Genomic DNA, 24,479 nt, shown 5'->3' on the forward strand with positions numbered 1-24,479 from the left:
CCCTGATGAGCCGACTGGTTGAAGCGGTGGTCGGCACTCTGGTCCTGACCAACCTGCTGGTACTGCTTTATGGTGTAGCTGCCCGTTATTTACTGGGCCGTTCACCTATCTGGATGGACGAGCTGTCACGCTTTTTGATCATCGCCTGTGCCTTGCTGATGGCCGGTGTGCTGCTGGTACGCAATGAACACATGCGGATTGGCCTGCTGGAGCAGCGCCTGCCTGCCACCCTGTCCCGTATCCTCAAGCTGTATCAATGGCTGTTGATCCTGATCATCAGCGCCGGATTTTGCTGGTATTCCTGGCATTACGCCTTCTCGGTCAGCCGCTTTACCACCATGGGACTGGGTATCAGCCGTACCTGGCCTGTGCTCAGCCTGCCCCTGGGCTTTGGCCTGCTGTTTGTGTTTAATCTGTTACGCGGCCCCTTTGGCTGCAAGGAAGCCCGTTCATGACTCTGGCCATGTTTGCCTCTTTCATTGTGCATGTTTTATTGGGACTGCCACTGTTCATTGCCCTGCTGGTCACCGCAGTGATCGGTTTCATGTTTATCGATCCGTCCATGCTGGGACGTATCGTGCCGCAGCAGTTCTTTGGCGGCATCAACGTTTTTTCCCTGATGGCCATTCCGCTGTTTATCCTGGCCGGTAACCTGATGAACAGTGCGGGCCTGACACAACAGCTGATGACCCTTGCCCGCGTCCTGGTAGGACACTTACGGGGAGGACTCGGCTATGTCAATGTCGTATCCAGTGTGTTCTTTGCCGGTGTGAATGGCTCTGCAGTAGCCGATACCTCGGCGCTGGGCTCCTTACTGGTGCCAGCCATGAAAAAGGAAGGCTACTCCCCTTCCTATGCGGCCGGTCTGACCGCGGGCAGTTCACTTATCGGCCCCATCATTCCCCCCAGCATTTTCATGATCCTCTATGCCTCGCTCACCAATACGTCGGTGGGAGATCTGTTCCTGGCCGGCGTTGTTCCCGGTTTACTGCTGGGCCTGGTATTTATGGTGATGAACTGGCTGTATGCTCGCAAGGCGCAATTGCCGGTGTCTGGCCAGCGTCCTACCATGGGGCTGTTCCTGCAGGCGTTATGGGGTGCCATGCCGGCACTGCTGGCTCCCTTTATTATTGTTGGTGGTATTGTCTTCGGGGTGGTCACTCCCACCGAGTCAGGCGCTCTGACGGTCGCCTATGTGGCGGTTATCGGCCTGTGCAACAAACAGCTGAGCTGGCGCAGGCTGTGGAGCGCACTGGTAGAAACTGCCCGCCTGACCAGCGCCGTTTTCCTGATCATGGCTGCGTCTGCAGTCGTCAGCTGGCTGCTGTCATACGCTCAGGTGCCAAAGGCCTTTATCACACTGTTTGATCCGATTATTGAACAACCGATACTGGTGTTGCTGCTGCTCAGCTTGATCACTTTTGTCACCGGCATGTTCATGGAAGAAGTGTCCGCGCTGATGTTGCTGACGCCTATTTTCATGCCTGTCGCTATGGCCGCAGGGGTGGATCCGGTACACCTGGGAATTATTATTACGCTGAACATCACCATTGCCCTGATCACACCACCCATGGGGGCTTGCGTTTTCGTCGCTGCGGCTGTCAGCCGGCTTGAGATTACCGAGCTGTTCAAAACCATCTGGCCCTTTGTTGCCATTGCGCTGCTGGTGTTGATACTGCTGATCCTGTTTCCCGGACTGGTTCTGTGGTTGCCCGGTCTGTTCGGAGGACAAGCATGAACAAGACTATCCCTCTGCTGAATGATCCTGACTGGAGGCGCGTCTCGGCGCTTCCCATCCACGAAAACAATGAAGCTCTGGTACCCGCCAGCCTGGCTTCAAGCGGCCTGCATTGCTATCCGGCCTATTACAAGCTGGGTATTCCCAATGCCGTGCCTGAATGCCATATGCGACGGGGAGTATACCAACGTCTGCTGACGGCATCCCGCAGTCTGCCAGCAGGGTTGACACTGCTGGTACTGGACAGCTGGCGGCCTTACTCGGTGCAGCAATATCTGTACGACACCCTGTATAACGCCATAGAAAACCACTGGCCCGACAAACCGGCGACGGAACTGGAGCAACTGACCCGGGAATTTGTGTCGTTGCCCAGCACCGACCCGAGTGCCCCCAGCCCCCACCTGACCGGAGGCTCGGTCGATGTGACGCTGGTCGATGAACATGGACTGATGCTGGATATGGGCACGCAATTTGACGAAGCCACGTCCTGGTCACATACTGCCGCCTTTGAGCAACTGGACACGCCCACGGCCCATGAGCAAAAGGTCATTGCCAACCGCCGGCTGCTCTACCAGGCCATGACCGGTGCCGGATTTACCAATCTGCCCAGTGAGTGGTGGCATTACGACTTTGGCAACCAGCTGTGGGCCTGGTACAGCGGCCAGCCCCAAGCCTGCTACGGTCCGACCCACCCTGAAAGCCTGGAAAGCCGCTGGCGCAAGGAAATAGATCGTCGCCATCAATAATGCTGACGACCAGAGTGGCTTTGCCAGCCACTCTGGTAATGAGTAAACTGCCGTTATCTAAACTATTCGGATATTACCCATGAAGCAATTTGCCGAGTTTATTCCCCTCATCATTTTTTTTGTGGTGTACAAAACCGTAGATATCTATGCCGCTACCGGTGCTCTGATGGCCGCTACCTGTGTGCAGATGCTGGTGCAGTGGGTTCGCCATAAAACCCTGGAAAAAATGCACCTTGTTACTCTGGTGCTGGTGCTGGGTTTTGGCGGCATGACGTTGTTTTTTCATGACGATGCCTTTATCAAATGGAAGGTTACGGCAGTGAACGGTTTGTTTGCCCTGGGCCTGCTGGTCAGCCGTTACGGCTTTGGCAAAAATCTTATTCAGCAGATGCTGGGCAAGGAGCTGACGCTGCCCGATGCCGTCTGGGACAAGGCAAATCTCGCCTGGGCCGGTTTTTTTGCCTTTTGTGGTGCGCTCAATGTGTATGTGGCGTTCAGTCTGCCCGAAGCCTGGTGGGTGAATTTCAAGGTGTTTGGCCTGCTTGGCCTGACCCTGCTGTTTACTCTGGCCACCGTACTGTATCTTTATCGCCAGCAACCGGCACAATCCACCAAATAATACCGATTAAGGAAAAACAAAATGTGGTATGTAATTTTTAGTGAAGATAACGCCAACAGCCTGCCCCTGCGCAAGGAAGCCCGCCCCGCTCACCTGGCCCGCCTGCAGGCACTGGCCGACGAAGGTCGCCTGCTGGTAGCCGGCCCAAATCCCGCCATCGACGCCGACGATCCGGCCGATGCCGGCTTTACCGGCAGCACAGTAATCGCCGAGTTTGATTCGCTGGAAGCAGCACAAACCTGGGCCGATGCCGACCCTTATGTGGCCGCTGGTGTCTATGCCCAGGTCATCGTCAAGCCCTTCAAGAAAGTGCTACCCTGATTAATTTTTAGTCAAAAGTTTGCTTTAACCGGTCTCCTGACCAACCCTTTAGATGTCCCTGCATTGCAGGCGTTATCTGAATATCAATGTAAAGAAGGAGACACGGCATGAAGAAACTACTTGCCCCTGCCTTGTTGTCATTGCTGATAGCCACAGGTGCACCGGCGTTTGCCAATGAAGAAAACGCAGAAGCGCAAAGTGCTGTGGTTACCAGCATTAACATCAATACTGCCAATGCCGACCAGCTGGCACAGCTGTCTGGTGTCGGGCCGGCAAAGGCAGATGCCATTGTGCAGTACCGGAACGAAAACGGCCCTTTTGAATCCGTTGACGATCTGGTGCAGGTAAGGGGTATTGGTGAAGCTACGGTGGAGAAAAACCGTCACCTGCTAAGCAATTAATGAGCACTCGGTATAATCCTCTGCCCCGTTTGGCCCATGGTCGTTCGGGGCAGCTTTGGTTATGATAAGGCACTTTTCAAGCCACTGGTTTTTTCAATGTCATACCAAGCCTCCATTCGTAAAGCCGTGATCCCCGTTGCCGGCCTTGGCACCCGCATGCTGCCCGCCACCAAGGCCATTCCCAAGGAAATGCTGCCTGTGGTCGACAAGCCCCTCATTCAATATGTGGTGAATGAGGCCGTGCAGGCTGGCATCAAGGAAATTGTACTGGTCACTCATGCCAGTAAAAACTCCATTGAAAACCACTTTGATACCAGTTTTGAACTGGAGGCGACGCTGGAGAAGCGGGTCAAGCGCCAGCTGCTGAATGAAGTTCAGAAAATCTGTCCGCCCGATGTCACCATTATGCATGTGCGTCAGGGTGAAGCCCGCGGTCTGGGACACGCGATTTTATGCGCCAGACCACTGGTAGGCGATGCCCCCTTTGCCATTTTGCTGCCCGATGTGCTGATTGACGACGCTGCCTGTGACCTGGGCAAAGACAACCTGGCCGCCATGATCAGCGCCTTTGCCGAAACCGGCCACAGCCAGATCCTGGTAGAGCCGGTGGCACAAGAGCTGGTAGATCAGTTTGGCATAGTAGATCTGGGTGACAACAGTCTGGCTCAGGGCGAGTCTGCTCCCATTACTGCCATGGTGGAAAAGCCGGCCCGGAATGAAGCGCCGTCCAATTTATCGGTGGTGGGCCGCTATGTGCTGCCCGCCAGCATCTGGCCACTGCTGCAAAAAACCCCGCTGGGCAAAGGCGATGAGGTTCAGCTGACCGATACCATTGCCATGCTGATGGAGCGGGAGCCGGTAGATGCGCACCATATTACCGGCAAAAGCCACGACTGCGGCAGCAAGCTGGGTTATTTGATGGCCAACGTGGAATATGGCCTGCGCCACAGTGAGCTGGGTAATGACTTTAGCCGCTACCTGAAACAACTAAAGCCCTGATCATGCTTCGCGGCTGGCGGTCAGTTCAATGCGCCCGCCATGGCTGCCGCAAAGCTGCAGCTGTAATGGAAAACGACAGGATTGCCGCCTGGGGCTGGCTCTGAACAGGGCTTGCCCCAGAGGCCCGGCATTACAGCTGCATAGCCAGTCGCATCCCGTCATGCCACCATTGGCCACCTCCACCGTGTTGTTATCAGCGTTCAGCCGCAGCAACATCAGGCTTACTCTGGCGTTAAGCCCGGCTTCATAGAGCTGCTGATTGATATATTCGAGAGTACGCGCAGGATGGTTCAACAGACTGTCTTGTCCTTGCCTGAAGCGCCGCAATGGCTCATTCAGCAAAAACGCTACCAGCACCATCAACATGGGGGTATCCGGGTGCAGCGGATCAAACTCGGCCACCATTAACAGCAAATCCTGCTCAAGTCGCACCGACTGGGTCAGCACCCAGGGGGTGCTGTGTTTCAGACTAAGCCGCCAGCTACCCAGCTGCCGGTCTCCAGAAGTGACCAGATCCCGCAGCAGGCGTGAGGCGGCCATATCCTGACGCCGATAAAAGGCCAGATGGGAGTGAAACTCCGCCAGCTCCTGCTGAGTACGATAACCGGAAGGTAACAGGCTGACCGCCAGCCGGTGTTTAAGCCCGCTCCAGTCGGTAACGGGCTTTATCAGATAATCCACCGCACCGGCGCGCAATGCCGCTGCCACCTCGGCCATATTGCTGGCACTGGATGTCACCACAAAAGGCAAAGCGGGAAACTGCTGGCGAAAAACGCTCAGCACAGCAACAGACCGGGCGGTTTGCATCATCAGGTTACCCAGCACCAAATCAGGCGGTTTTTTCGCTGCCAGCAGCAGGGCTTCGTCAGCACTGTCAGTTTCCTGCACCTGAGCCCCCCACAACTCCAGCCATGCCAGTAATTGCCGGCGGAACAGGCTGTCGTCATCTATCAGCAAAATGTTTGAGTGTCTAATATACATGGATGGTTCCGCAGGATAGTCATACTTAAATTGAGCCTAGCTGATTTTCACCCGGCAGCAGGGCATGGCTGTATTCTGCCGGCACTTTATTGGATAATGCCCACACCATTTCAGCATTCAGGCACCATGACTCCCGCAGAATATCAGGCGCTGACCTCTTCAAAACTGTCGCACCCCGCCCGCAGCCTTTATCTGTTGTACCTCAGATATCAGGCCAGAGCCGACTTGACCCAACCGCTGGATTACCCTGAGCTGGGCCGGGCACTGGCTGTGCAGGGAAAAGGTGACTACCGCTACCGGGTCACTCCCGCTGAACTGACCGCCCTGATAGACGAGCTGCAGCAAGCCGGACTGCTGAGTCTGACGGAGCGCACTCATCCGCAGAATTATCATGGTGCCCGCTTTAGGCTGGCATTAAAAAACCTGCAAGGGCTGGCTCCCCTGCCTGCCCGTCAGTTTGCCATGTATCCCGAATGGCGGCCCGATGAACAGCTGGACAGCCTGGCCCGCTTGTGTGGTCTGCTCGACAGCCATTTTGATGAAACCGAATTGGGCGAGTTCATTGCCTACTGGCTGGGCCGGCCGGAAGTATTTGAAAATCAGCATCAGTGGATGCTGCGTTTTGTGCGCCAGCTGAAAAATCGCCGTGCCCTGCGCCGCGATCCAACGGCGCCGGTAACCGGTTATCAGCAAGCGGCGGCGCCGGCCAAAGCTGATGGCAGCCCCAGCAAACGGGCACAGGAAATGATGGAAGAGGCGCGCCGCCTGCGCGACAAGCAACAGGAGAGCCATGATGAAGAAAACACCTGAAGAAATTGCCGCCGACATGGCTGATATTGCCCGCCGTCGTCGTCAGCAGCAGCGCCCGCAAAAAGATACCAGCCCGGCCGCCGCCAAAGGTGATGTACAGCATGTGTTGCAGCAACTGCAGCAATTGCGGGCCGGCGGCAAACTGCCCCGCTACGACTACGAAACGCTACGCCGTCAGTATGAGCAACAGGCCAATGCCGATGTAAAGCAGCTGCAGCAGGAAGCCAAAATACATCGCACCGAAAAACTGCTGGCCCAGGCGGACTTAAACGCCGACTGGACCTTTGACAAGATGGACGTCAATGATCCGGCGCTGGCTCATCATATTGAAACCGCCCACCATTTTATTAATGCGTTTGATCACTGGGAGCAAAAAGGGGGGACCGGTATTTTGCTGTATGGCGATTTTGGTACTGGCAAATCCACCCTGGCCGGTGCCATTGCCCATGAGCTGATCCACAAGCACCAGAAGTCAGTGATCTTTCAGCAGTGGGCGTCAGTGGTAGACCGGCTGTTTTTTGGCGTAATAGAAGATCAGGACAGCCGCAATCAGTATCGCCGCGCCCTGGAAGAAGTAGACTTGCTGGTGCTGGATGAAGTAGCTGCCAACCGCAGCCGGCTGGCAGAAAGCCAGTCCAGTTTTCTTGGGCACCTGCTGCGTCGCCGGCGCAACCTGTCAAAAAGCATTGTTATTATCAGTAATCATGATCCCCAGTCACTGCACAGAGCGGTGGGTGATTTCTGCTTTGAGGCCATTAAGGCATTTCATCCGGTAGACATTGCCCTGCGCGGCCCCAGCCGCCGGCCGGACATTGGTGACTATCACAGTTAAAGCCGCCACCACACCAGCGCCAGTAATCCCGCTCCCAGCAGCAACTTGTTGCGCAAGCGCTTCGGGCTGCTGGCCAGTCGCCAGGCCAGGCTTACTTTAGGCACCTGATCGGCCAGTGCCAGCCAGTCTACCTGGCTGTGCTGACGGCGCTGGGCCTGCTGGGTTAACAGTTTCAGCCGCAGTGCTTCGGCCTTGAGTTGCAGCATCTGCTGCTCTTCCTGCAGGTTTCTGTGCATTTGTTCTCCTCAGCCTTTGTTGGACCAGTCGTCCATATCGCGCCGGCCACGCAGATAGGCCACGTCTTCCTGCACATCTTTCAGGGTCTGCTCCAGAAAGCGGCGTTGTCCGGCCAGGTTGCGTACCATGGCCACACACGCCACTGCCATTAACACCAGTAAGACCACCCCCAGCCCGAAGAACACCCATATTCTGGCCGCCGGCGACAGCACTTCATTCAGGCCAAACAACAGGCTGATAAAGGCCATAAAGAACAGCGCCACCATGGCCAGCGCCAGCACACCCAGGCGCACCATACGTTCTTTCTGGGCAATGAATTCAATGCGCGCCAGCCTGAAGCGCACAAACAAGAGTTCAATAATGGTATCGAGCACGTCTCTCAGGGGTGGTTTGCCGCTCATGGAATTAACGGCCCCGGCACAGCAGGGCACCCAGCAGCAGACCCACTACCGCCGCCACCCCCATGGCATGATAAGGTTTGCTGTGCACCAGATCGTTGGTCTGGCTGGCAGCCTGGCGAGTACGCTCAATCACCGAGTCTTCCATCTCGGAGTATTGCTGCTGAGCCTTGTCGAGCTGGGATTTCAGTTTTTCTTTTAACGCCTTGCCTTCTTTAGTGCCGTCATCAGCAGCAGCATGATAAAGGGCCTCTGCGTCTTTCAGCAGTTGTTTTACATCCTTCATCAGGGCTGCGCGTTCTGCTTCATATTTAGCGGCCATAGTGCCTCCTTGTTTCATTAATAAGAATAAAACTCAACACTTGCTTTACTACCTTATTCCCTTGCATGGTCATTGGCCAGTGATCCTATGCATTAAATAAACAGTTGCGAACGGAACTGTCGTATTTATCACGCAGACTGCTGCTCTATACTCGTTTTATTCATGAATAAAGGAGAACGCCATGATAAAGAAACTGTTACTCACCTCACTCTGCGTTGTCAGCACCTCGGCGCTGGCCGACTGGCAGCTGAACAACGAGCTCAGCCGGGTCAGCTTTGTCACGATTAAAAATGAAAGTGTGGGTGAGCCCAACCATTTTCAGCGAGTATCCGGCAATCTGACCGACGATGGCCAGTTTACGCTGAGCATAGATCTGGCCAGTGTGGAAACCGGTATTCCCATTCGTAATGAGCGTTTGGGTGAGTTTTTGTTTGAAACCGGAACCTATCCCGAGCTGAGGTTAAGCGCCGACTTGTCTGAACACCTGGATACCATTAACAGCAGCAACGACAGCCTGGTTGAAACCAGCGCCACCCTCAGCCTGCACGGCCAGGACAAAGCCATGCCGGTTACTGTATTGGTCAGTCGCAAAAGCAATGGCGATTTGCTGGTATCCAGCTGGGATCCGGTCATAGTGCATCAGCAGGACTTTGCCCTGACAGCAGGCATCGACAAACTGCAGGAATTGGCGGGGCTGCCTTCCATTACCCGCGCCGTGCCGGTGAACTTTGTGCTGAGTCTGAACAAGCAATAGTAAAAAGCCGCAGTGATAAACTGCGGCTGCTGGTTTTCATTGACTCAGCGGGCTTATTTGCCATTTTTAAAGGCTGCCAGCACCTCGCTGTGAGATGCGCCACTGAGGTTTTTATCCAGATCCTTTTGCAGTGCCTTGCGCAGCCTGTCATCCATGGCCTCACGCAGCAGGCCAAGAAACTGGGGCGGGGCCGCCATATAAAAACCGCCAATTTCATTATGATCCAGGGCATGACGCACTCTTGCCATGATATCGCGGGCAAAGCGCTGATTTTCAGTGTGGCCGGGCTCGGTTCTCTCGGGCATGGCTGAAACATCCGTTGTCAGATCACTGGCCTTCAGCCTTGCTTCCGGGTGAGCAAGATCCAGCACTTCCTCTCCTGTGTTTTCTACCCAGTCCTGCTTGTATACAACCGCCTTGGCGGCATCGGCAACCACAATCCAGTCTGGCAATGGCATAGCAAACCTCCTTTGATGGTGAAAGGCCAAACAAGTTGGTGAATAGTCTAAGTATTGTCGATTTCTGACAATTTGCATGGGGCTGAATGACACCACAAAAAAGCCCCGCTTTTCAGCAGGGCTTTTACGTTACTCGCCGTAGGCTTCGGTGGGCAGGCAGCTGCAGAACAGGTTGCGGTCACCGTAAACATCGTCGATGCGGTTGACGGTAGGCCAGAACTTGCTGCGGCGTACCTCGCTCGACGGGAACACCGCCAGCTCGCGGCTGTAGGCGCGGTTCCACTCGGCATCCATGATGTCGTCCTGAGTGTGCGGGGCGTGTACCAGGGGATTGTCCTCCAGAGTCCACTCGCCGCTTTCCACCTTGCGCATTTCGGCACGAATTTGCTTCATGGCGTGAATAAAGCGGTCGATCTCGGCCTTGGACTCGGACTCTGTGGGTTCAATCATCAGGGTACCCGCTACCGGAAAGCTCATGGTCGGCGCATGGAAGCCAAAGTCATTCAGACGCTTGGCCACGTCCATTTCGCTGATGCCGCTGGACTCTTTCAGCGGGCGAATGTCCACAATGCACTCATGGGCTACCCGGTCGTTACGGCCGGTGTAGAGGATGGGGTAATCCTCGGCCAGGCTGCGCATCAGGTAGTTGGCATTCAGAATGGCCAGCTGGGTGGAGCGCTTGAGGCCTTCGTCGCCCAGCATGGCAATGTACATCCAGCTGATGGGCAAAATGCTGGCCGAGCCAAACGGAGCGGCCGACACGGCGCCGTTGTTACGGCTTTCCTTGTCGGTTTTCACCACACTGTGGCCGGCCACAAAAGGTGCCAGGTGCGCTTTTACGCCAATGGGGCCCATGCCCGGACCGCCACCACCGTGAGGAATGGCGAAGGTCTTGTGCAGGTTAAGGTGCGACACGTCGGAGCCGATGAAACCCGGTGAGGTAATGCCCACCTGGGCGTTCATGTTGGCTCCGTCCATGTACACCTGACCGCCGTAGGCGTGCACGATCTCGCACACTTCACGAATGTTTTCTTCATACACGCCGTGGGTGGACGGATAGGTCGCCATGATGCAGGACAGGTTCTCGCCCGCTTCCTCGGCCTTGGCCTTGAGGTCGACCATGTCGATGTTGCCCTGCTTGTCGCAGGCCACCACCACCACCTTCATGTTGGCCATCTGGGCCGAGGCCGGGTTGGTGCCGTGAGCGGAGCTCGGGATCAGACAGATGTCGCGATGACCTTCACCCCGGGACTCATGGTACTTTTTAATGGCCAACAGACCGGCGTATTCCCCCTGCGCACCGGAATTGGGCTGCATGCACACGGCGTCGTAACCGGTGACCTTGACCAGCCAGTTTTCCAGCTCGCCAATCATGGCCTGATAGCCCTGAGTCTGATCCAGCGGCGCAAAGGGGTGAATTTGCGCAAACTCGGGCCAGCTCACCGGCACCATTTCGGCGGTGGCGTTCAGCTTCATGGTGCAGGAGCCCAGCGAAATCATGCCGTAGTTCAGGGCCAGATCCTTCATCTCCAGCTTGTGGATGTAGCGCAGCATCTCGGTTTCGGAGTGATAGCTGTTAAATACTTCATGGCTGAGAATGGCGCTGTCGCGCAGCAGGCTGGCGGGAATGGAATCGATACCGGCGGCAGCCTTGGCATCCAGCGCGTCCACGGTCAGGCCATGGCCGTCACCGAGGAAGATGTCGAACAGCTCGGCCACGTCACCCCGGGTGGTGGTTTCGGACAAGGATACCCCAAGGGCACCGGCCAGATCAGTGCGCAGGTTGGCACCTTTGGCCAGGGCGCGGGCGATAATGGCGTCCTTGTCGGCGGTCTCAATGGTGAGCGTGTCGAACCAGGTGTCGTGCTTGAGTGCCACACCCTTGCTCTTCAGGCCCAGGGCCAGAATGTCGGTCAGGCGGTGAACCCGGTCGGCAATGCGCTTCAGGCCTTCCGGGCCGTGATACACGGCGTAGAAGCTGGACATGTTGGCCAGCAGCACCTGGGCGGTACAGATGTTGGAGTTGGCTTTTTCACGGCGAATGTGCTGCTCGCGGGTCTGCATGGCCATACGCAGGGCCGGCTTGCCACGGGTGTCTTTGGACACACCAATAATGCGGCCCGGCAGGGAGCGTTTATGCTCATCGCGGGTAGCAAAGAAAGCAGCGTGGGGGCCACCGTAGCCCATGGGCACACCAAAGCGCTGGGCATTGCCCAGTACCACGTCGGCGCCCAGCTCGCCCGGGGCCTTGAGCAGCACCAGGGAGAGAATGTCGGCGGCCACACAGGCAATGCCTTTGCCACTTTGAACCTGAGCAATCAAATCCTTGAGATCACGAATTTGACCGGTGGTGGACGGATACTGGAACAGAGCACCAAAGACGTCGTGCTCCACCACTGCTTCGGCGGGAGCCACCTTGATATCAAAGCCGTAGTGCTCGGCGCGCTCACGCACCACGTCGATGGTCTGGGGGTGCACGTCGTCGGCAATAAAGAAAATATTGGCTTTTTTGTTCTTGCTGACGCGGCGGGCCAGGGCCATGGCCTCGGCAGCAGCGGTAGCCTCATCCAGCAGCGAGGCGCTGGCCAGGGGCAGACCGGTCAGATCCTGGGTCATTTGCTGAAAGTTGAGCAGGGCTTCTAGACGACCCTGAGCGATCTCCGGCTGATACGGGGTATAGGCGGTATACCAGCCCGGGTTTTCCAGCACATTACGCTGAATCACCAGGGGCACATGGGTATCGTGATAGCCCATGCCGATATAGCTCTTGCACACCTTGTTCTGGCTGGCCAGCGACTTCAGGTAGCGAAGGGCTTCCTGCTCAGTGCGCGGAGCGCCAATGCCAAGGGGCTGGTCATTAAGAATGCTCGCCGGTACCGTCTGTTTAATCAGGTCGTCCAGGCTCTCGGCCCCGACTGCTGCCAGCATGGCAGCCACTTCCTGCTCGGAAGGTCCGATATGACGGCCGGTAAAGGCGTTATTCTGCTCAAGTTCAAACAAAGACTGGGTCATTTTTCTTACTTCCTTCTTCGGGGCTGGCCCGAGGGTGAACAGACGACCGGCAAATGGGGGGTACTGGCCGGCTAAAGTCTGGCGGTGGAATGGCACGTCAACGGCAATGCCCCCCGCAGGGGGCACAGGTGAACTTAGTCTTCGTCGATGCTGTTTTCATAGCCTTCGGCATCAAGCAACTCATCCAGTTCGGATTCATCGGTCAGCTTGATGCGGAACAGCCAGCCATCACCGTAAGGGTCTGAGTTCACCAGCTCGGGGCTGTCTTCCAGATCGTCGTTTACCGCAATGATTTCACCACTGACCGGGGCATAGATGTCTGAAGCGGCCTTGACCGACTCGGCCACACAGCACTCTTCGTTAGCATCTACGGTGCGACCGGTTTCGGGCAGCTCAACAAACACCATATCACCCAACAGATCCTGCGCATGTTCGGTAATACCGATCACCACTTCACCGTTTTCTTCAATCCGGACCCATTCGTGAGTACGGGCATATTTCAGTTCACTGGGGATATTGCTCATTTTGTTGTTCCTCTTGGTTCTTAAAACTCGGCGACCGCTTTGCCGAAACGTACAAAAGTCGGTTTTACCACGGACACCGGCATCCATTTTTTGCGCAGTTCCACTTCGGCATTGTCGCCAATGGAGCGCGGAACCCGCGCCAGGGCAATGCTGAAGCCCAGTGTAGGCGAGAAGGTACCGGATGTGATCACTCCCTGCTGCTCATTGCCATCGGCATCGGTAAAACGTACCGGGGTACCGGCGCGAAGCACACCTTTCGCCTTCATCACCAGTCCTACCTGCTTGGGTTGAGTCCCCGCTGCGCGCTGGGCTTCAAGGGCGGTACGGCCGATAAAGTCACGATTTGCCGGCTCCCAGGCAATGGTCCAGGCCATGTTGGCGGCCAGCGGCGAGGTGTCTTCATCCATGTCCTGGCTATAGAGGTTCATGCCCGCTTCCAGGCGCAGGGTGTCACGGGCACCCAGGCCGCAAGGGCGCACACCGGCGTCTTTCAGGGCATTCCACAGGGCGGCCGCCTGCTCGGCTGGCACCACAATTTCATAGCCGTCTTCACCGGTGTAGCCGGTGGTGGCGATAAACAAATCGCCTGACTGCACGCCAAAAAAGGGCTTCATGCCTTCCACGGCAGCGTTTTGCTCTGGAGTAAATACGGCAGCGGCTTTGGCCTTGGCGTTGGGGCCCTGTACCGCGATCATGGCCAGCTCGGGGCGTTCGGTGAGGGTCACATCAAACCCTGCGGATTGTTTGGCCATCCACGCCAGATCTTTTTCGCGGGTAGCAGAGTTGACGATCATGCGGTAATCGTCTTCGGCAAAATAATAGGTGATGAGATCGTCAATCACACCGCCCTGCTCGTTCAGCATGCCGCTGTAGATGGCCTTGCCCGGCTGAGTGACACGGGCAATGTCGTTGGCCAGCAGGCGCTGCAGAAAGGCCTTGGCCCCGGCACCCTTCACATCAACAATGGTCATGTGCGACACATCGAACATGCCGGCGTCCTGACGCACGGCGTGATGCTCCTCCAGCTGGGAGCCATAGTTGATGGGCATATGCCAACCGTGAAAATCCACCATTTTGGCACCGGCTTCCAGGTGCTGCGGATGCAAAACTGTTTGCTGAGTCATGACGCTTCCTTAATATTGCGGGCCCGGCCAGCGAGCGATAATCCGGTAGTGCCGTTCGATTATACTCATGCGGTATTGGGATAACACAGCGCAGCTGTTAAAAAAAACTAATCCGTAAACCTTTCGGTGCAAAATGTGAGCTGTACCACGACAGCTTTTTCAACGTAAAGAAAGCAACAAACACTGCAATTAAAACCAAAAATTAACAATCATTTAAACAATACTGCGATAATATGCGCTCATTTCAGTACAAGCGAAAAAAAGAGGCTTTTCAGCCTCTTTCGCATTACTTAAAAAAACTAATCACAAAACCTGATCGCATTAGTTTTTCTCATTCATTTTCATGAAGGCGCGACAAGGCCGGCTGCAAGCCACCCACGCCCAGGGCATGAGCGGCCAGCCGGCGCTTGAGCGGAGTCAGCCGGTCAGTCAGCCCAAGTCCAAACGCACGCAGGCCTTTAACCGGCCCCAGCTCACTGCCAAACAGCCGCTTGAGCCCTTCCATGCCTGCCAGCATGGTGGTGGCTTCGGCCTTGCGCCAGCGTTCAAAACGACGCAGCCCCGCCAGCTCGCCAATATCCTGACCTTCGGCATGGCGGGTCATCAGGGTATCAGCCAGGGCGGCAGCATCCTGAAGGCCCAGGTTTACTCCCTGCCCTGCCAGCGGATGTATGGTGTGAGCCGCATCGCCAATCAGTGCCCAGCGTGTACCACAGAACTGCTGGCTGTAGCGGGCCCTGAGCGGAACAGCCATGCGCGGCCCCAGCACCCGGCACAGGCCCATGCGCAGATCAAAGGCAGTGGCCAGTTGCTTGTTAAAGTCGTCGTCACTGAGTGCCAGCAGTTCCTGAGCCCGTTCCGGCGTACAGGACCAGACCAGTGAGCAGCGGTGCGCACCGGCCAGGGGCAAAAAGGCGATAATATTATTGCCGCTGAATATCTGACGGGCACACTGCTCATGGGGCTCATCGGTTTCGATGGTGGCCACCAGCGCATTGTGGTCGTAGTCCCATTCAACCATGCCCGGCTGCATCTGGCCGCGCAGCCAGGAGCGGGCACCATCGGCGCCCACCAGCAGCCGGCCGGTAATGGGAGTGCCGTTATCCAGCAGCACAAAAGCACCGCTGTCACTGGCCGACACGCTCGCCGCCCGGACCGGCATGTGCAGACTGATGTGCGGACATTGCCGCGCCTGCTCCAGCAGATGGTGCTGCAGCAGCCGGTTTTCCACGATATGACCCAAGTGAGACTGGTGCATCAGCCCGGCAGAAAAGCCTATGCGCCCACGGCTCTGGGCTTCCCATACTTCCATGCTGGTGTAGGGCCCCAGCCGGTTGCTGTGCGCAGGCCAGGCATTCAGCCGCTCCAGCAAAGTCTGAGAGGCCAGGTTGATGGCACTGACCCGGTTGTCGGCCACCTCATTAAAGGTATCGTCCGGTACCTTGCCTTCCACCACGGCCACTTTCAGGCCGCTGGGCTTCAGTGCCAGTGCCAGGGTCAGCCCCACCATGCCGCCGCCAATAATAATCACATCTGCTGCTTGCATTGCTTACCTCTTGCCCATGGCCCGCCAGGCCAGTTGACTCTTCAGCGGCGCGCAGGCCGCCATTACCGACAGCCCCAGATTTCGCCCGGCTGCCAGCGCCGGGTTATCATTGGAAAACAGCAGTGCCAGCGCCGTGGTCAGGCCAACAGTGCCACTCTGATCCGGCTGCCGCGAGCGGCCATAACCACTGAGCACCTTGTGGCTGCCAATATCCTGTTCAGCCAGCAGCGCCGCCTGAATGTGCCGGGTGAGTGCTGCCACATCCCTGAGCCCCAGATTAAAGCCCTGGCCGGCAATAGGATGCAGCAAGTGTGCCGCATTACCCAGTAACACTACCCTGTGATGCCAGGGTTTACACACCTGGTCCAACACCAGCGGATAACGAAAGCGTTCACCACAGCGCTGCATTTTGCCCAGCCGGTAGCCGAATTCCCGCTGCAGTGCTGCCAGAAAGCCGGTATCGTCCATTGCCATTAATGTTTCTGCCCGCGCTGGCGTCACACACCACACCAGCGAGCTGCGGCCTTCACTCATGGGCAGCAGCGCCAGCGGCCCCTGAGGTGTAAAACGCTCAAAAGCCCGGCCGGCATGGGGTATGGCAGTGACAATATTGGTAATAATGGCGCTCTGGCCATAATCCAGCTGCTGCCGGGGCAGCCCAAGCTGCCGGCTGACGGGAGAGCGGCTGCCATCGGCAGCCACCAGTAAAGCCGCCGTCAGTGTTGTGCCCGAGTCCAGCTTTACCATCACCTGATGCAGTTGCTGCTCAATGTCTGCAATTTGATCGGGACAAAACAGCCGTATATTGTCGCACTCTGCCAGACGGCGATGCAGCTCCCGGCCAGCCAGATGAAGTTCTAGCACATTGCCCAGGGCCGGCACGCCATATTCGGCCGCGTTCATTTCAACCCGGCCAATATGCCCCTGATCGGAGACCTGAACCTGAGTAATGGGAGTAACAAGGGGTGCCAGTGCCGGCCAGATCCCCAGCCGGTCGAGCTGCTCACAGCTGTGCCAGGCCAGCGCTATGCTGCGGGCATCAAAGCCGGGATGCTGCCCATGGTCAGGCACCTGTGCCTCAACTATTGCAATATCGAGCCGGCGGCCATCGGGCCGGCGCAGCCCGGACAGGCTTAACGCCAGCACAGCACCGGCCATGCCGGCACCATTGATTACTACATCATAATGAGTCATGGGTGTGCCATATTGAACAAATCAGTGCAGTGTGGGTTGCTCAGGCTTGGGGCTGCCTTTGCCAAACTCTTCAAAGGCCAGCGTAGCGCCCAGCTTGAGGTGCTCATACAGAACCACAAAAGCCGCCTCGCTTTCTTCATCTTCCTGTTCAAACTCGCCGGATACCTGAGTAATGCTGCTGATATCCTGGATCATTTCCTGCAGTTCGGCAGAAGCCTTGTTCAGCTCCTGCTGCACCACGCCAAAACCGGCCAGAAAGGCACCGGCCCATTCCATCATGGCATCAAGGCGATCATCCAGCGGCTCTTCATCGTCGGGCAGCAGCAGTTCAAAGCGGGTTTGATCAAGCAGATCATCATAAACCCGGTTAAACAGCAGGTTAACGGCTTTTTTCAGCTCGGCGGGCAGGCCGAAGCCGTCATTGAGCAGGTCGTTGAAATGCTGTTGCCAGCGCACATCGTCCCGTGCCATGCCTCCCCCGATAAGGCCGCAAATGACGCCATGTACTTCGGCGGCGGTCACCACCATATTGTGCTGCTCCAGCAGAGTGGTAAAGGCATCATAATTAAGGCGGGCGCTATTGTTCATTGTTTACTCGACCATAAGTACTAGAATTAATGCAGATCCTAGCACCGTCACCGGATGCAGACCAGCAACCCCTTGAAAGTTCTGGTGTGCCACTATATATTCGCGGGACATTATTTTGCTCATTGCAAGCCACCTGAGGACCACATGACCACAGCGGCAATCGACATCGTTATTCTCGGGCGCCCTTATAAGGTGGCCTGTCCTGCCGGGCAGGAAGATTCACTGCACCGGGCAGCTGATATGCTCAACGAGCGTATTCGCAAATTCCGTGAAAGCGGCAAGCCGGCATCCAATGAACAAATTGCCATTATGCTGGCACTGAATGTCTGCCACGAGCTTGAGCTTGAAAAAGACAAAAACCACCAATATGCTGACGCCATGGACAAACGCATCAAGATGCTTCAGCATACTATTGAAGAGGCACTGGCCAGTAAGGTTGGCTGAGGTCCGTACAATTTGTTTTCCCTGGGGTGTGCGTCAGTGAGTGGTGTCCCTGAGCCGATATCAACAGCACAGGAACGCCGTGTTATTCGCTATTGAGCATGCTCGGCCCGACCGAGACGCCTGCGGCGGATACCGGAGTTCCGCCTTGAACCGACGGGTTCAAGGACTAACACTCGCAACGGCACCCTGGGACCCTATTTAAAAAGACCGGCTTGCCGGTCTTTTTGTTTATGTTTCTCAACAGGGCCGCGGCCATGAACCAACAACCCAACAACCCCCTGCACGGCATTACCCTTGAACGCCTGCTGACAGAGCTGGTAGAAAAATACGGCTGGGACGAGCTGGCCCGCCGGGTCAATATCAACTGTTTTAAAAACGATCCCAGCATCAAGTCGAGCCTGAAATTTTTGCGCCGCACGCCCTGGGCCCGCACTCAGGTGGAAACCCTGTATCTTCATCTTAAAAATAGCCCCTGGAACCGTTGATATATTGGAGTGAGACAGTGACTGAACGCCACCATATTCGCCAGCAGATTCGGGAAGCCCGCCGCCGACTGAGCCGTACCGAACAACAAGCTGCTGCTCATGCCATCAAAGACAGAGTTGCCGCCACGCCACACCTGGCACAGGCCGGCAAGGTGGCGCTGTATCTGGCCAATGACGGTGAGCTCGATCCTCATCCTTTAATCAACTGGTACTGGTCTCAGGGCGCTCAGGTGTACCTGCCGGTGCTGCATCACTTCAGCCCCGGGCATCTGATGTTTTTGCGTTACGATCCGGACGCTCAGCTGATCGCCAATCGCTTTGGCATTCCCGAGCCCCGCCTCGATATTCGCCTGCTGTTGCCCAAGCAACAGCTTGATGTGATTTACACCCCCCTGGTGGCCTTTGACGCTGCCGGCAACCGCATTGGCATGGGCGGCGGTTTTTATGACCGCACCCTGGCCGGCTGGCATCAGGGCACAGGCCCGCGCCCGGTGGGCCTGGCCCACGACTGCCAGCAGTTATCCGCCATTCCTGTCGACCACTGGGACGTGCCCCTGCCCGAGCTGCTGACTCCAGGCCGGCACTGGCGCTGGTGAGGCTCTAGGCCTCCTTAACCAAGGCACCGCAGGCGGGATTACCGTATTCGACCGTCAAATGCCATGGATGGCATTTGCCGAGCGACACATTGATGTGCTTGAAGCATGTCGAAGGAGGTAACCCGGCTGCGGTGTTCTCAGGGGCCGGCTTTGCTATAATGCGCGCCACTTATGCAGGAGAACAGCACAGCCATGACACAAGACGAAATGAAAAAAGCCGCCGGCTGGGCGGCACTCGAGTTCGTAACCCCGGGCAGCATTGTTGGTGTGGGCACCGGCTCTACCGTAAATCACTTTATCGATGCCCTCGGCTCTATCAAGGATCAAATCAAGGGTGCCGTTTCCAGCTCAGAGGCTTCCACCCTGCGCCTGAAAGATCTAGGCATTCCGGTATTTGATCTCAACGACATCAGCGAGCTCGACGTCTATGTGGATGGTGCCGATGAAATCGACGGCTCCATGGCCATGATCAAGGGCGGCGGTGCGGCCCTGACCCGGGAAAAAATTGTGGCCGCTGTGGCCGGCAAGTTCGTATGCATTGTGGACGGCACCAAAACCGTGGACGTGCTGGGAACATTCCCCCTGCCGGTGGAAGTGATCCCCATGGCCCGGGAATATGTGGCCCGGGAACTCGCCCGTCTCGGGGGCACCCCGGTTTACCGGCAAGGCGTAGTAACCGATAACGGCAACCATATTCTGGATGTGCATGGTCTGCGCATTACCGCGCCCCGTGAGCTCGAAACCCGCATCAATGGCATTGTGGGTGTGGTCACCAACGGCCTGTTTGCAGAGCGCGGTGCCGATGTGCTGCTGATCGGCACCGCCGACGGCGTGGTGCGCAAGAACGCTTGATATCAGTTCACCAGTGCCACGGCTTTTATCAGGGCATAACACCTCATGCCCTGATGCAGGCCCAGCTGATTTGCCGACCAGGCAGATACCTCGGCCAGCAGCCGCTGGCCGCCGTTCAGCTCACAGTCGGCCAGTACCCTGCCCTCTTGCACACTGTGCAGTGCCCGCAAAGTCACCGGCAACTGGTTCAGCACCGAAATACCTGCTACCGGCGCCAGCGCCAGGCTCACATCCGACGCCAGCACCCTGACTCTGGCCCCCTTGCCGCCGGGCTTGCGTGCATGCACCAGCCACAGGGTCTGATCGTTGAACACAAAAGGCGTACGGCCATCGGCCAGCTCGTCGTTCAGATGGCCGTCAATCATGCTGGCCGCGCCCTGCTCCACAAACAGCGGTGAATCGGGCCGTGCCATGGCCTGCTGCAATGACTCCATGCGGGTGGTGCGTCCGTCCTGCATAAAAATCACCCTGTCAGCCAGTCGCTCCACCTCTTCCGGCGCATGAGTGACATAAAATACCGGCACACCGGCGCGCTCTGCCAGACCTTCAATCCAGGGCAGTATCTCCCGCTTGGCCTGCGTATCCAGCGCCGACAGCGGCTCATCGAGCAGCAGCAAGCGCGGTGCCGTCAGCAAAGCCCGGCCAATGGCCACCCGCTGACGCTGACCGCCAGAAAGCGAGGCGGCACTCTGGTCAAGCAAGTGCTCCAGTCCCAGCCAGCCCACCACTTCATCAAAGTCCGGTCGCGGCTGTCCCTTGGGTAAACGCCGCCAGCCATAAGCCAGATTGTTGCGCACCGACAGATGGGCAAACAGGCTGGCCTCCTGAAACACATAGCCAAAACGACGCTGATGCACCGGCACCGACCGCCTGCCTTGCTGTATGCACTGCTCCCCCAGCCACAGCTCGCCCTCGGCTTTTTCCAGCCCGGCAAGGCAGCGCAGCAGCGTGGTTTTGCCGCAGCCAGAAGGGCCAAACAGCGCAGTCACGCCAGTGGCCGGCTGTGCAAAGGCGGCATCCAGGCGAAACCCCGGCCGCGCAAGCTGAAACTGCGCCTTGATCATGGGTGTACCACCGAAAAGCGACGATTAAGCATATATACCGCCATCAGAATACTGAATGACAGCACCAGCAGCAGCCCCGACAGCAAATGCGCCTGGCTGTATTGCAGCATTTCCACATGATCATAAATGGCGATGGAAATGACCTGAGTGGCACCGGGAATATTGCCCCCCAGCATCAGCACCACGCCAAATTCCCCCAGTGTGTGGGCAAAACCCAGCACAATGGCGGTAAGAAACCCACGGCGGGCCAGCGGTATGGCCACGGTCATAAACCGATTGAGCGGCGAAGCACCCAGGGTGGCGGCCACTTCCAGCGGTCGCCGCCCCAACGACTCAAAAGCCCCCTGCAGCGGCTGCACCACAAAGGGCAGTGAATAAAACGCCGAGCCAATCACCAGGCCGGTAAAGGTAAAGGCCAGACTGCTGCCCCCCATGGCTTTGGACAAACCGCCAATCACTCCATGGGGGCCGAGTGATAACAACAGATAAAACCCCAGCACGGTGGGCGGCAATACCAGCGGCAGTGCCACCACCGCCTCAATGGCGGTTTTCAGCCGGCTTTGGGTCTGGCTCAGCCACCAGGCCAGCGGCGTGCCCAGCGCCAGCAACACCAGCACAGTGACGCCTGCCAGCCGCAGCGTCAGCGTCAACGCTGCCATATCCTGAGGGGCCAGCATCTCAGTTGGCCGCTTCCGTGCCGTAGCCGTAGGCGTGGATCACCTTGAGGCCTTGTTCGGAACGCACAAACTCCAGCAGCTCGGTGGCCGCGGCAGAGTCGGTCAGCTGTACCGCCTGCTGTACTATGGGTGAATACAGCTCTGCCGGCACTTCCCACCAGGAGCCGCCGGCATATTCGCCCTGGCTGAATACCTGAGACTTGGCCACAAAGCCCAGATCGGCATTGCGGCTGTAGACATACTGGTAGGTCTGACCGATGTTTTCGCCCCGTACCATTTTTTTGCTGAAGTCTTGCCACAGCCCCATACCGGTGAGCACTTGCTGCGCGGCGCGTCCATAAGGGGCGGTCACCGGGTTGGCCACCGCCAGAAACCTGAAATCACCGTTTTTCAGCACCGTCAGATCATTATCGATCAGCTTGTCATCGGGGCTCCACAACACCAGAGTGCCGGTGGCATAGGTAAAGCGCGAGCCGGGCACAATGGCGTTCTCCTGCTCCAGCAGCTCGGGACGCTTGTCGTCGGCGGCAAAAAACACATCAAAGGGCGCTTCGTTCTGGATCTGGGCATACAGCTTGCCGGTAGAGCCGGACGAGATCAGCACCTTGTAACCGGACATTTGCTCAAACTGCTCTCCCAGGGTGGTAATGGCATCGAGAAAGTTGGCGGCCACCGCTACCTTGATTTCATCGGCCAGAGCCGGCATGGACGCGCCCAGGGCGCACATCAGCACAGATGCGGTACGAAGCGTTGACATAAGGTTTGGTCCTTCAGGGTTATGTAATTTGTTATACAGCGATATAAATGTATCGCTATATAATCAAAAATACAACGGTATTGGAGTATCATGGCCACTCGTCAGCCGAACAACACGAGGAGCACCGTGGAACTGGATATATTGCTGAGCCTGCAACAGCAGGGCCGCCTGTTTATTACTCCAAGACGAGTACGCCTGCTGGAAGAAATTCAGCGGGAAGGCTCTATCAGCAAAGGGGCCAAAGCGGCTGGCATCAGCTATAAAACCGCCTGGGATGCGGTTAAAGAGATGAACGAGCTGGCAGATCAGCCTCTGGTAACCAGTGGGGCCGGCGGCAAGGGCGGCGGTGGTGCCCGGTTAACCGATTATGGCAACCGTGTTCTGAAAATCTACGGACTGCTGAACCGCATTGAACGCATGGCGGTGGATGCCCTGCAGGATGAAAATGCGTCTCTCGACAGCCTGCTGGCGGTGGTGTCCCGCTTTGGCCTGCAAACCAGTGCCCGCAACCAGTTTTTTGCTTATGTGCAGTCGGTGGGACGAGACGACCTCAGCCATCAAGTGAGCCTGACGCTGAATGGCGGTGCACATATTCTGGCCGATGTTACCGAGCGCAGTTGCCAGCGTCTGGGGCTGGCGCCGGGCAAGGAGGTGCTGGCGCTGATCAAGGCGCCCTGGGTCAGCATTGAAAGGGATCCGGTGCACAGCAGTAACAGCCTGTCGGGTGTAGTGCAGCAGGTGATTGCCGGTGACCGGTTTAATGAAGTAATACTCACTCTGGATCAGGGCGGCGACATCTGCGCCCTGCGCCCCGTTAACGAGCCATTGCCCGCTGAAGGCGAGCGCGCCACCGCCTGCTTCAGCCCGGATCAGGTTATTCTGGCCACGCTGGAAAACTGAACTAACTTGATGTAGATACCATCTCTCATAACCGGCCTCAAGCGCTCACTTGCATGCTTGCTTGAGGCCGATATTCCTGCTGGTGCTTGATAACTCCATAACAAATTTGCACCAGCTTGCGCATCGCTGCGCCCAGCGCCTGCATCTTGTTTTTACCTTGCTTTAGCAGACGTTGCTTTTGATCCTTTATATCCAGGTTATGTGTGCCAGCAACGACCGCAGCCATGTACAACTTGGCCCTCAGCCTTGCCGGACCTGACTTGCTGAGTCTGGTGCAGCCCTTGAACTTGCCCGATTCCACCTGCCGGGGGATCAGGCCGAGGTAGGCGGCCACCTGCTTGGCGCTGACGAAGACCCTGCCGGCAAACAAACAGGTCATTTCACGGGATACCACCGGGCCAACTCCCTTGATGCTGCTGAGTAGCCGGCGGTTTTTACGCAAGGGAGGATGGCGATCGATGTGATCGTCAATTTCCTGCTCCAACGCTGATATTTCCTTCTGTAAGGTATCCAGCACGTTGTTAATTGACTCCAGCACCCGAGGGGAGGTGTCAGTTTGCTCACAGGCTTCCAGGCGATTCAGTTCGCGTTGGTGATCCTTCTCCAGGGCATCCAGACGTCGTAAAAGACCTTTCAGATGGCGAACTTCAGGTGCTTCCGGTTCCCACAACGTAAGCTGGCCAGCATTGCTTTGGGCCATGCCGTAGTGGGCCAGCATGAGGGCGTCCAGCTTGTCTGTTTTGTGCACCAAGCCAATGGCTCGAGCATACTGCTTGGCTTTGCCCGGGTTGGCGACCATGACCTTAAATCCTTGTTGATGAAGGAAATAAGCCAGATTTTCGTGATACACGCCGGTGGCTTCCAGCGTGATGAGAATATGTTGAGGCTCTGCTTTGGTGTTCTTGAGCACCCAAGCTGCCAATACTTCAAAGCTTTGTTTTTGGTTCTTAAAAACTTTGGTTTTAACCTTGTTGCTGGCTGTATCGCGAAGCCAACCGACATCTAACTTTTCCTTGCTGACATCAATGCCAATATGCGAAAACATCTCTCTATAGCTTCCCTTGTTCATGCAGCCTCACCTGTGTATGTTCAGGGGGCTT

At 56.8% G+C, this 24,479-nt stretch carries 30 protein-coding genes and 1 other RNA gene; 16 read left to right on the plus strand and 15 right to left on the minus strand.

Features of this window, described 5'->3' with window-relative positions; all coding sequences use genetic code 11:
* Positions 1-5 precede the first annotated feature (5 nt).
* The 7 genes from N2M06_RS10270 to galU all read left to right on the plus strand — a co-directional run bounded on the left by N2M06_RS10270 (position 6) and on the right by galU (position 4,824).
* The gene (locus tag N2M06_RS10270) at positions 6-455 is read left to right on the plus strand and encodes a TRAP transporter small permease (protein WP_346350712.1); all 450 of its coding nucleotides are present in this window, start codon (positions 6-8) and stop codon (positions 453-455) included.
* On the plus strand, positions 452-1,738 hold the full coding sequence (locus N2M06_RS10275; protein ID WP_346350713.1) for a TRAP transporter large permease: 1,287 nt from the start codon (positions 452-454) through the stop codon (positions 1,736-1,738). Before N2M06_RS10270 ends, N2M06_RS10275 begins: the two co-directional genes overlap by 4 nt.
* The gene (locus N2M06_RS10280) at positions 1,735-2,484 is read left to right on the plus strand and encodes a M15 family metallopeptidase (protein ID WP_346350714.1); all 750 of its coding nucleotides are present in this window, start codon (positions 1,735-1,737) and stop codon (positions 2,482-2,484) included. Before N2M06_RS10275 ends, N2M06_RS10280 begins: the two co-directional genes overlap by 4 nt.
* Positions 2,485-2,563: 79 nt before the next feature.
* Positions 2,564-3,103, plus strand: coding sequence for a septation protein A (locus tag N2M06_RS10285; RefSeq protein WP_346350715.1), 540 nt, complete (start codon positions 2,564-2,566; stop codon positions 3,101-3,103).
* A gap of 21 nt (positions 3,104-3,124) precedes the next feature.
* The gene (locus N2M06_RS10290; RefSeq protein ID WP_317075330.1) at positions 3,125-3,424 is read left to right on the plus strand and encodes a YciI family protein; all 300 of its coding nucleotides are present in this window, start codon (positions 3,125-3,127) and stop codon (positions 3,422-3,424) included.
* Positions 3,425-3,531: 107 nt separating this feature from the next.
* On the plus strand, positions 3,532-3,825 hold the full coding sequence (locus tag N2M06_RS10295; protein ID WP_346350716.1) for a helix-hairpin-helix domain-containing protein: 294 nt from the start codon (positions 3,532-3,534) through the stop codon (positions 3,823-3,825).
* Positions 3,826-3,921: 96 nt separating this feature from the next.
* Positions 3,922-4,824, plus strand: coding sequence for a UTP--glucose-1-phosphate uridylyltransferase GalU (galU, locus tag N2M06_RS10300; protein WP_317075328.1), 903 nt, complete (start codon positions 3,922-3,924; stop codon positions 4,822-4,824).
* On the opposite strand, the gene N2M06_RS10305 is transcribed toward galU, so the two are convergent.
* Positions 4,825-5,805: a response regulator gene (locus tag N2M06_RS10305; protein WP_346350717.1), complete on the minus strand. Its 981-nt coding sequence runs from the start codon at positions 5,803-5,805 to the stop codon at positions 4,825-4,827.
* Positions 5,806-5,931: 126 nt separating this feature from the next.
* Between N2M06_RS10305 and N2M06_RS10310 the strand changes: the two genes are divergently transcribed.
* Together N2M06_RS10310 and N2M06_RS10315 are read left to right on the plus strand one after the other, a co-directional pair.
* Entirely contained in the window at positions 5,932-6,615 is a 684-nt protein-coding gene (locus N2M06_RS10310; RefSeq protein ID WP_019935588.1) for a DnaT-like ssDNA-binding domain-containing protein, read from the plus strand.
* Positions 6,599-7,447 (plus strand): ATP-binding protein, encoded by an 849-nt coding sequence (locus tag N2M06_RS10315; RefSeq protein ID WP_346352176.1) that lies wholly within the window; start codon positions 6,599-6,601, stop codon positions 7,445-7,447. Before N2M06_RS10310 ends, N2M06_RS10315 begins: the two co-directional genes overlap by 17 nt.
* Here the strand turns inward: N2M06_RS10315 and N2M06_RS10320 are convergent.
* Genes N2M06_RS10320 through N2M06_RS10330 form a run of 3 tightly spaced genes read right to left on the minus strand, consistent with a single transcriptional unit; the run spans position 7,444 to position 8,404 of the window.
* Positions 7,444-7,683: a hypothetical protein gene (locus tag N2M06_RS10320; protein WP_317075326.1), complete on the minus strand. Its 240-nt coding sequence runs from the start codon at positions 7,681-7,683 to the stop codon at positions 7,444-7,446. The two genes, N2M06_RS10315 and N2M06_RS10320, sit on opposite strands and share 4 nt — an antisense overlap.
* A 9-nt stretch (positions 7,684-7,692) precedes the next feature.
* Positions 7,693-8,085, minus strand: coding sequence for a phage holin family protein (locus tag N2M06_RS10325; RefSeq protein ID WP_019935585.1), 393 nt, complete (start codon positions 8,083-8,085; stop codon positions 7,693-7,695).
* Between the two features lie 4 nt (positions 8,086-8,089).
* A complete protein-coding gene (locus N2M06_RS10330) occupies positions 8,090-8,404 on the minus strand; it encodes a DUF883 family protein (protein ID WP_317075324.1) in 315 nt (104 codons plus the stop codon).
* Positions 8,405-8,585: 181 nt separating this feature from the next.
* Between N2M06_RS10330 and N2M06_RS10335 the strand changes: the two genes are divergently transcribed.
* On the plus strand, positions 8,586-9,158 hold the full coding sequence (locus tag N2M06_RS10335) for a YceI family protein (RefSeq protein WP_346350718.1): 573 nt from the start codon (positions 8,586-8,588) through the stop codon (positions 9,156-9,158).
* A gap of 53 nt (positions 9,159-9,211) precedes the next feature.
* Here the strand turns inward: N2M06_RS10335 and N2M06_RS10340 are convergent, their stop codons facing one another.
* From N2M06_RS10340 to N2M06_RS10370, 7 genes are all read right to left on the minus strand, one after another.
* A complete protein-coding gene (locus tag N2M06_RS10340; protein ID WP_019935582.1) occupies positions 9,212-9,616 on the minus strand; it encodes a host attachment protein in 405 nt (134 codons plus the stop codon).
* A gap of 129 nt (positions 9,617-9,745) precedes the next feature.
* Entirely contained in the window at positions 9,746-12,628 is a 2,883-nt protein-coding gene (gcvP, locus tag N2M06_RS10345; protein ID WP_346350719.1) for an aminomethyl-transferring glycine dehydrogenase, read from the minus strand.
* Positions 12,629-12,762: 134 nt separating this feature from the next.
* Complete coding sequence (gene gcvH / locus N2M06_RS10350; RefSeq protein WP_317075322.1) at positions 12,763-13,152, minus strand: glycine cleavage system protein GcvH; 390 nt, start codon at positions 13,150-13,152, stop codon at positions 12,763-12,765.
* A gap of 20 nt (positions 13,153-13,172) precedes the next feature.
* Positions 13,173-14,276: a glycine cleavage system aminomethyltransferase GcvT gene (gcvT, locus tag N2M06_RS10355; RefSeq protein ID WP_317075321.1), complete on the minus strand. Its 1,104-nt coding sequence runs from the start codon at positions 14,274-14,276 to the stop codon at positions 13,173-13,175.
* Between the two features lie 331 nt (positions 14,277-14,607).
* A complete protein-coding gene (locus N2M06_RS10360; protein WP_346350720.1) occupies positions 14,608-15,822 on the minus strand; it encodes an FAD-dependent monooxygenase in 1,215 nt (404 codons plus the stop codon).
* A 3-nt stretch (positions 15,823-15,825) separates the two neighbouring features.
* Positions 15,826-17,016: a 2-octaprenyl-6-methoxyphenyl hydroxylase gene (ubiH, locus tag N2M06_RS10365; RefSeq protein WP_346350721.1), complete on the minus strand. Its 1,191-nt coding sequence runs from the start codon at positions 17,014-17,016 to the stop codon at positions 15,826-15,828.
* A gap of 21 nt (positions 17,017-17,037) precedes the next feature.
* A complete protein-coding gene (locus N2M06_RS10370; RefSeq protein WP_019935576.1) occupies positions 17,038-17,604 on the minus strand; it encodes a UPF0149 family protein in 567 nt (188 codons plus the stop codon).
* A 144-nt stretch (positions 17,605-17,748) separates the two neighbouring features.
* On the opposite strand from N2M06_RS10370, the gene zapA reads away from it, so the two are divergent.
* The 5 genes from zapA (at position 17,749) to rpiA (ending at position 19,981) form a co-directional block, all read left to right on the plus strand.
* Entirely contained in the window at positions 17,749-18,048 is a 300-nt protein-coding gene (gene zapA, locus N2M06_RS10375) for a cell division protein ZapA (RefSeq protein ID WP_019935575.1), read from the plus strand.
* 15 nt (positions 18,049-18,063) lie between these two features.
* Positions 18,064-18,245, plus strand: a non-coding RNA gene (gene ssrS / locus N2M06_RS10380) — 6S RNA.
* Between the two features lie 57 nt (positions 18,246-18,302).
* Positions 18,303-18,533: a VF530 family protein gene (locus tag N2M06_RS10385; protein WP_026344905.1), complete on the plus strand. Its 231-nt coding sequence runs from the start codon at positions 18,303-18,305 to the stop codon at positions 18,531-18,533.
* Between the two features lie 17 nt (positions 18,534-18,550).
* On the plus strand, positions 18,551-19,129 hold the full coding sequence (locus N2M06_RS10390) for a 5-formyltetrahydrofolate cyclo-ligase (RefSeq protein ID WP_346350722.1): 579 nt from the start codon (positions 18,551-18,553) through the stop codon (positions 19,127-19,129).
* Positions 19,130-19,321: 192 nt separating this feature from the next.
* Positions 19,322-19,981, plus strand: a complete 660-nt coding sequence (gene rpiA / locus N2M06_RS10395) for a ribose-5-phosphate isomerase RpiA (protein ID WP_346350723.1) — start codon at positions 19,322-19,324, stop codon at positions 19,979-19,981.
* A gap of 2 nt (positions 19,982-19,983) precedes the next feature.
* Here the strand turns inward: rpiA and modC are convergent, their stop codons facing one another.
* The 3 genes from modC to modA are packed head-to-tail and all read right to left on the minus strand — an operon-like array spanning position 19,984 to position 22,479.
* Entirely contained in the window at positions 19,984-21,045 is a 1,062-nt protein-coding gene (gene modC / locus N2M06_RS10400; RefSeq protein ID WP_346350724.1) for a molybdenum ABC transporter ATP-binding protein, read from the minus strand.
* Positions 21,042-21,722: a molybdate ABC transporter permease subunit gene (modB, locus tag N2M06_RS10405; protein ID WP_346350725.1), complete on the minus strand. Its 681-nt coding sequence runs from the start codon at positions 21,720-21,722 to the stop codon at positions 21,042-21,044. The genes modC and modB overlap by 4 nt, the downstream gene beginning before the upstream one ends.
* A gap of 1 nt (position 21,723) precedes the next feature.
* On the minus strand, positions 21,724-22,479 hold the full coding sequence (gene modA, locus N2M06_RS10410) for a molybdate ABC transporter substrate-binding protein (RefSeq protein ID WP_346350726.1): 756 nt from the start codon (positions 22,477-22,479) through the stop codon (positions 21,724-21,726).
* Between the two features lie 126 nt (positions 22,480-22,605).
* Here modA and N2M06_RS10415 point away from each other — a divergent pair, with 126 nt between their 5' ends.
* Entirely contained in the window at positions 22,606-23,379 is a 774-nt protein-coding gene (locus tag N2M06_RS10415; protein WP_346350727.1) for a TOBE domain-containing protein, read from the plus strand.
* A 37-nt stretch (positions 23,380-23,416) separates the two neighbouring features.
* Here the strand turns inward: N2M06_RS10415 and N2M06_RS10420 are convergent, their stop codons facing one another.
* Positions 23,417-24,448: an IS110 family transposase gene (locus N2M06_RS10420; protein WP_346350728.1), complete on the minus strand. Its 1,032-nt coding sequence runs from the start codon at positions 24,446-24,448 to the stop codon at positions 23,417-23,419.
* Between the last annotated feature and the right edge of the window lie 31 nt (positions 24,449-24,479).

Source organism: Oceanimonas sp. AH20CE76 (assembly GCF_039654065.1).
Classification (GTDB): domain Bacteria; phylum Pseudomonadota; class Gammaproteobacteria; order Enterobacterales; family Aeromonadaceae; genus Oceanimonas; species Oceanimonas smirnovii.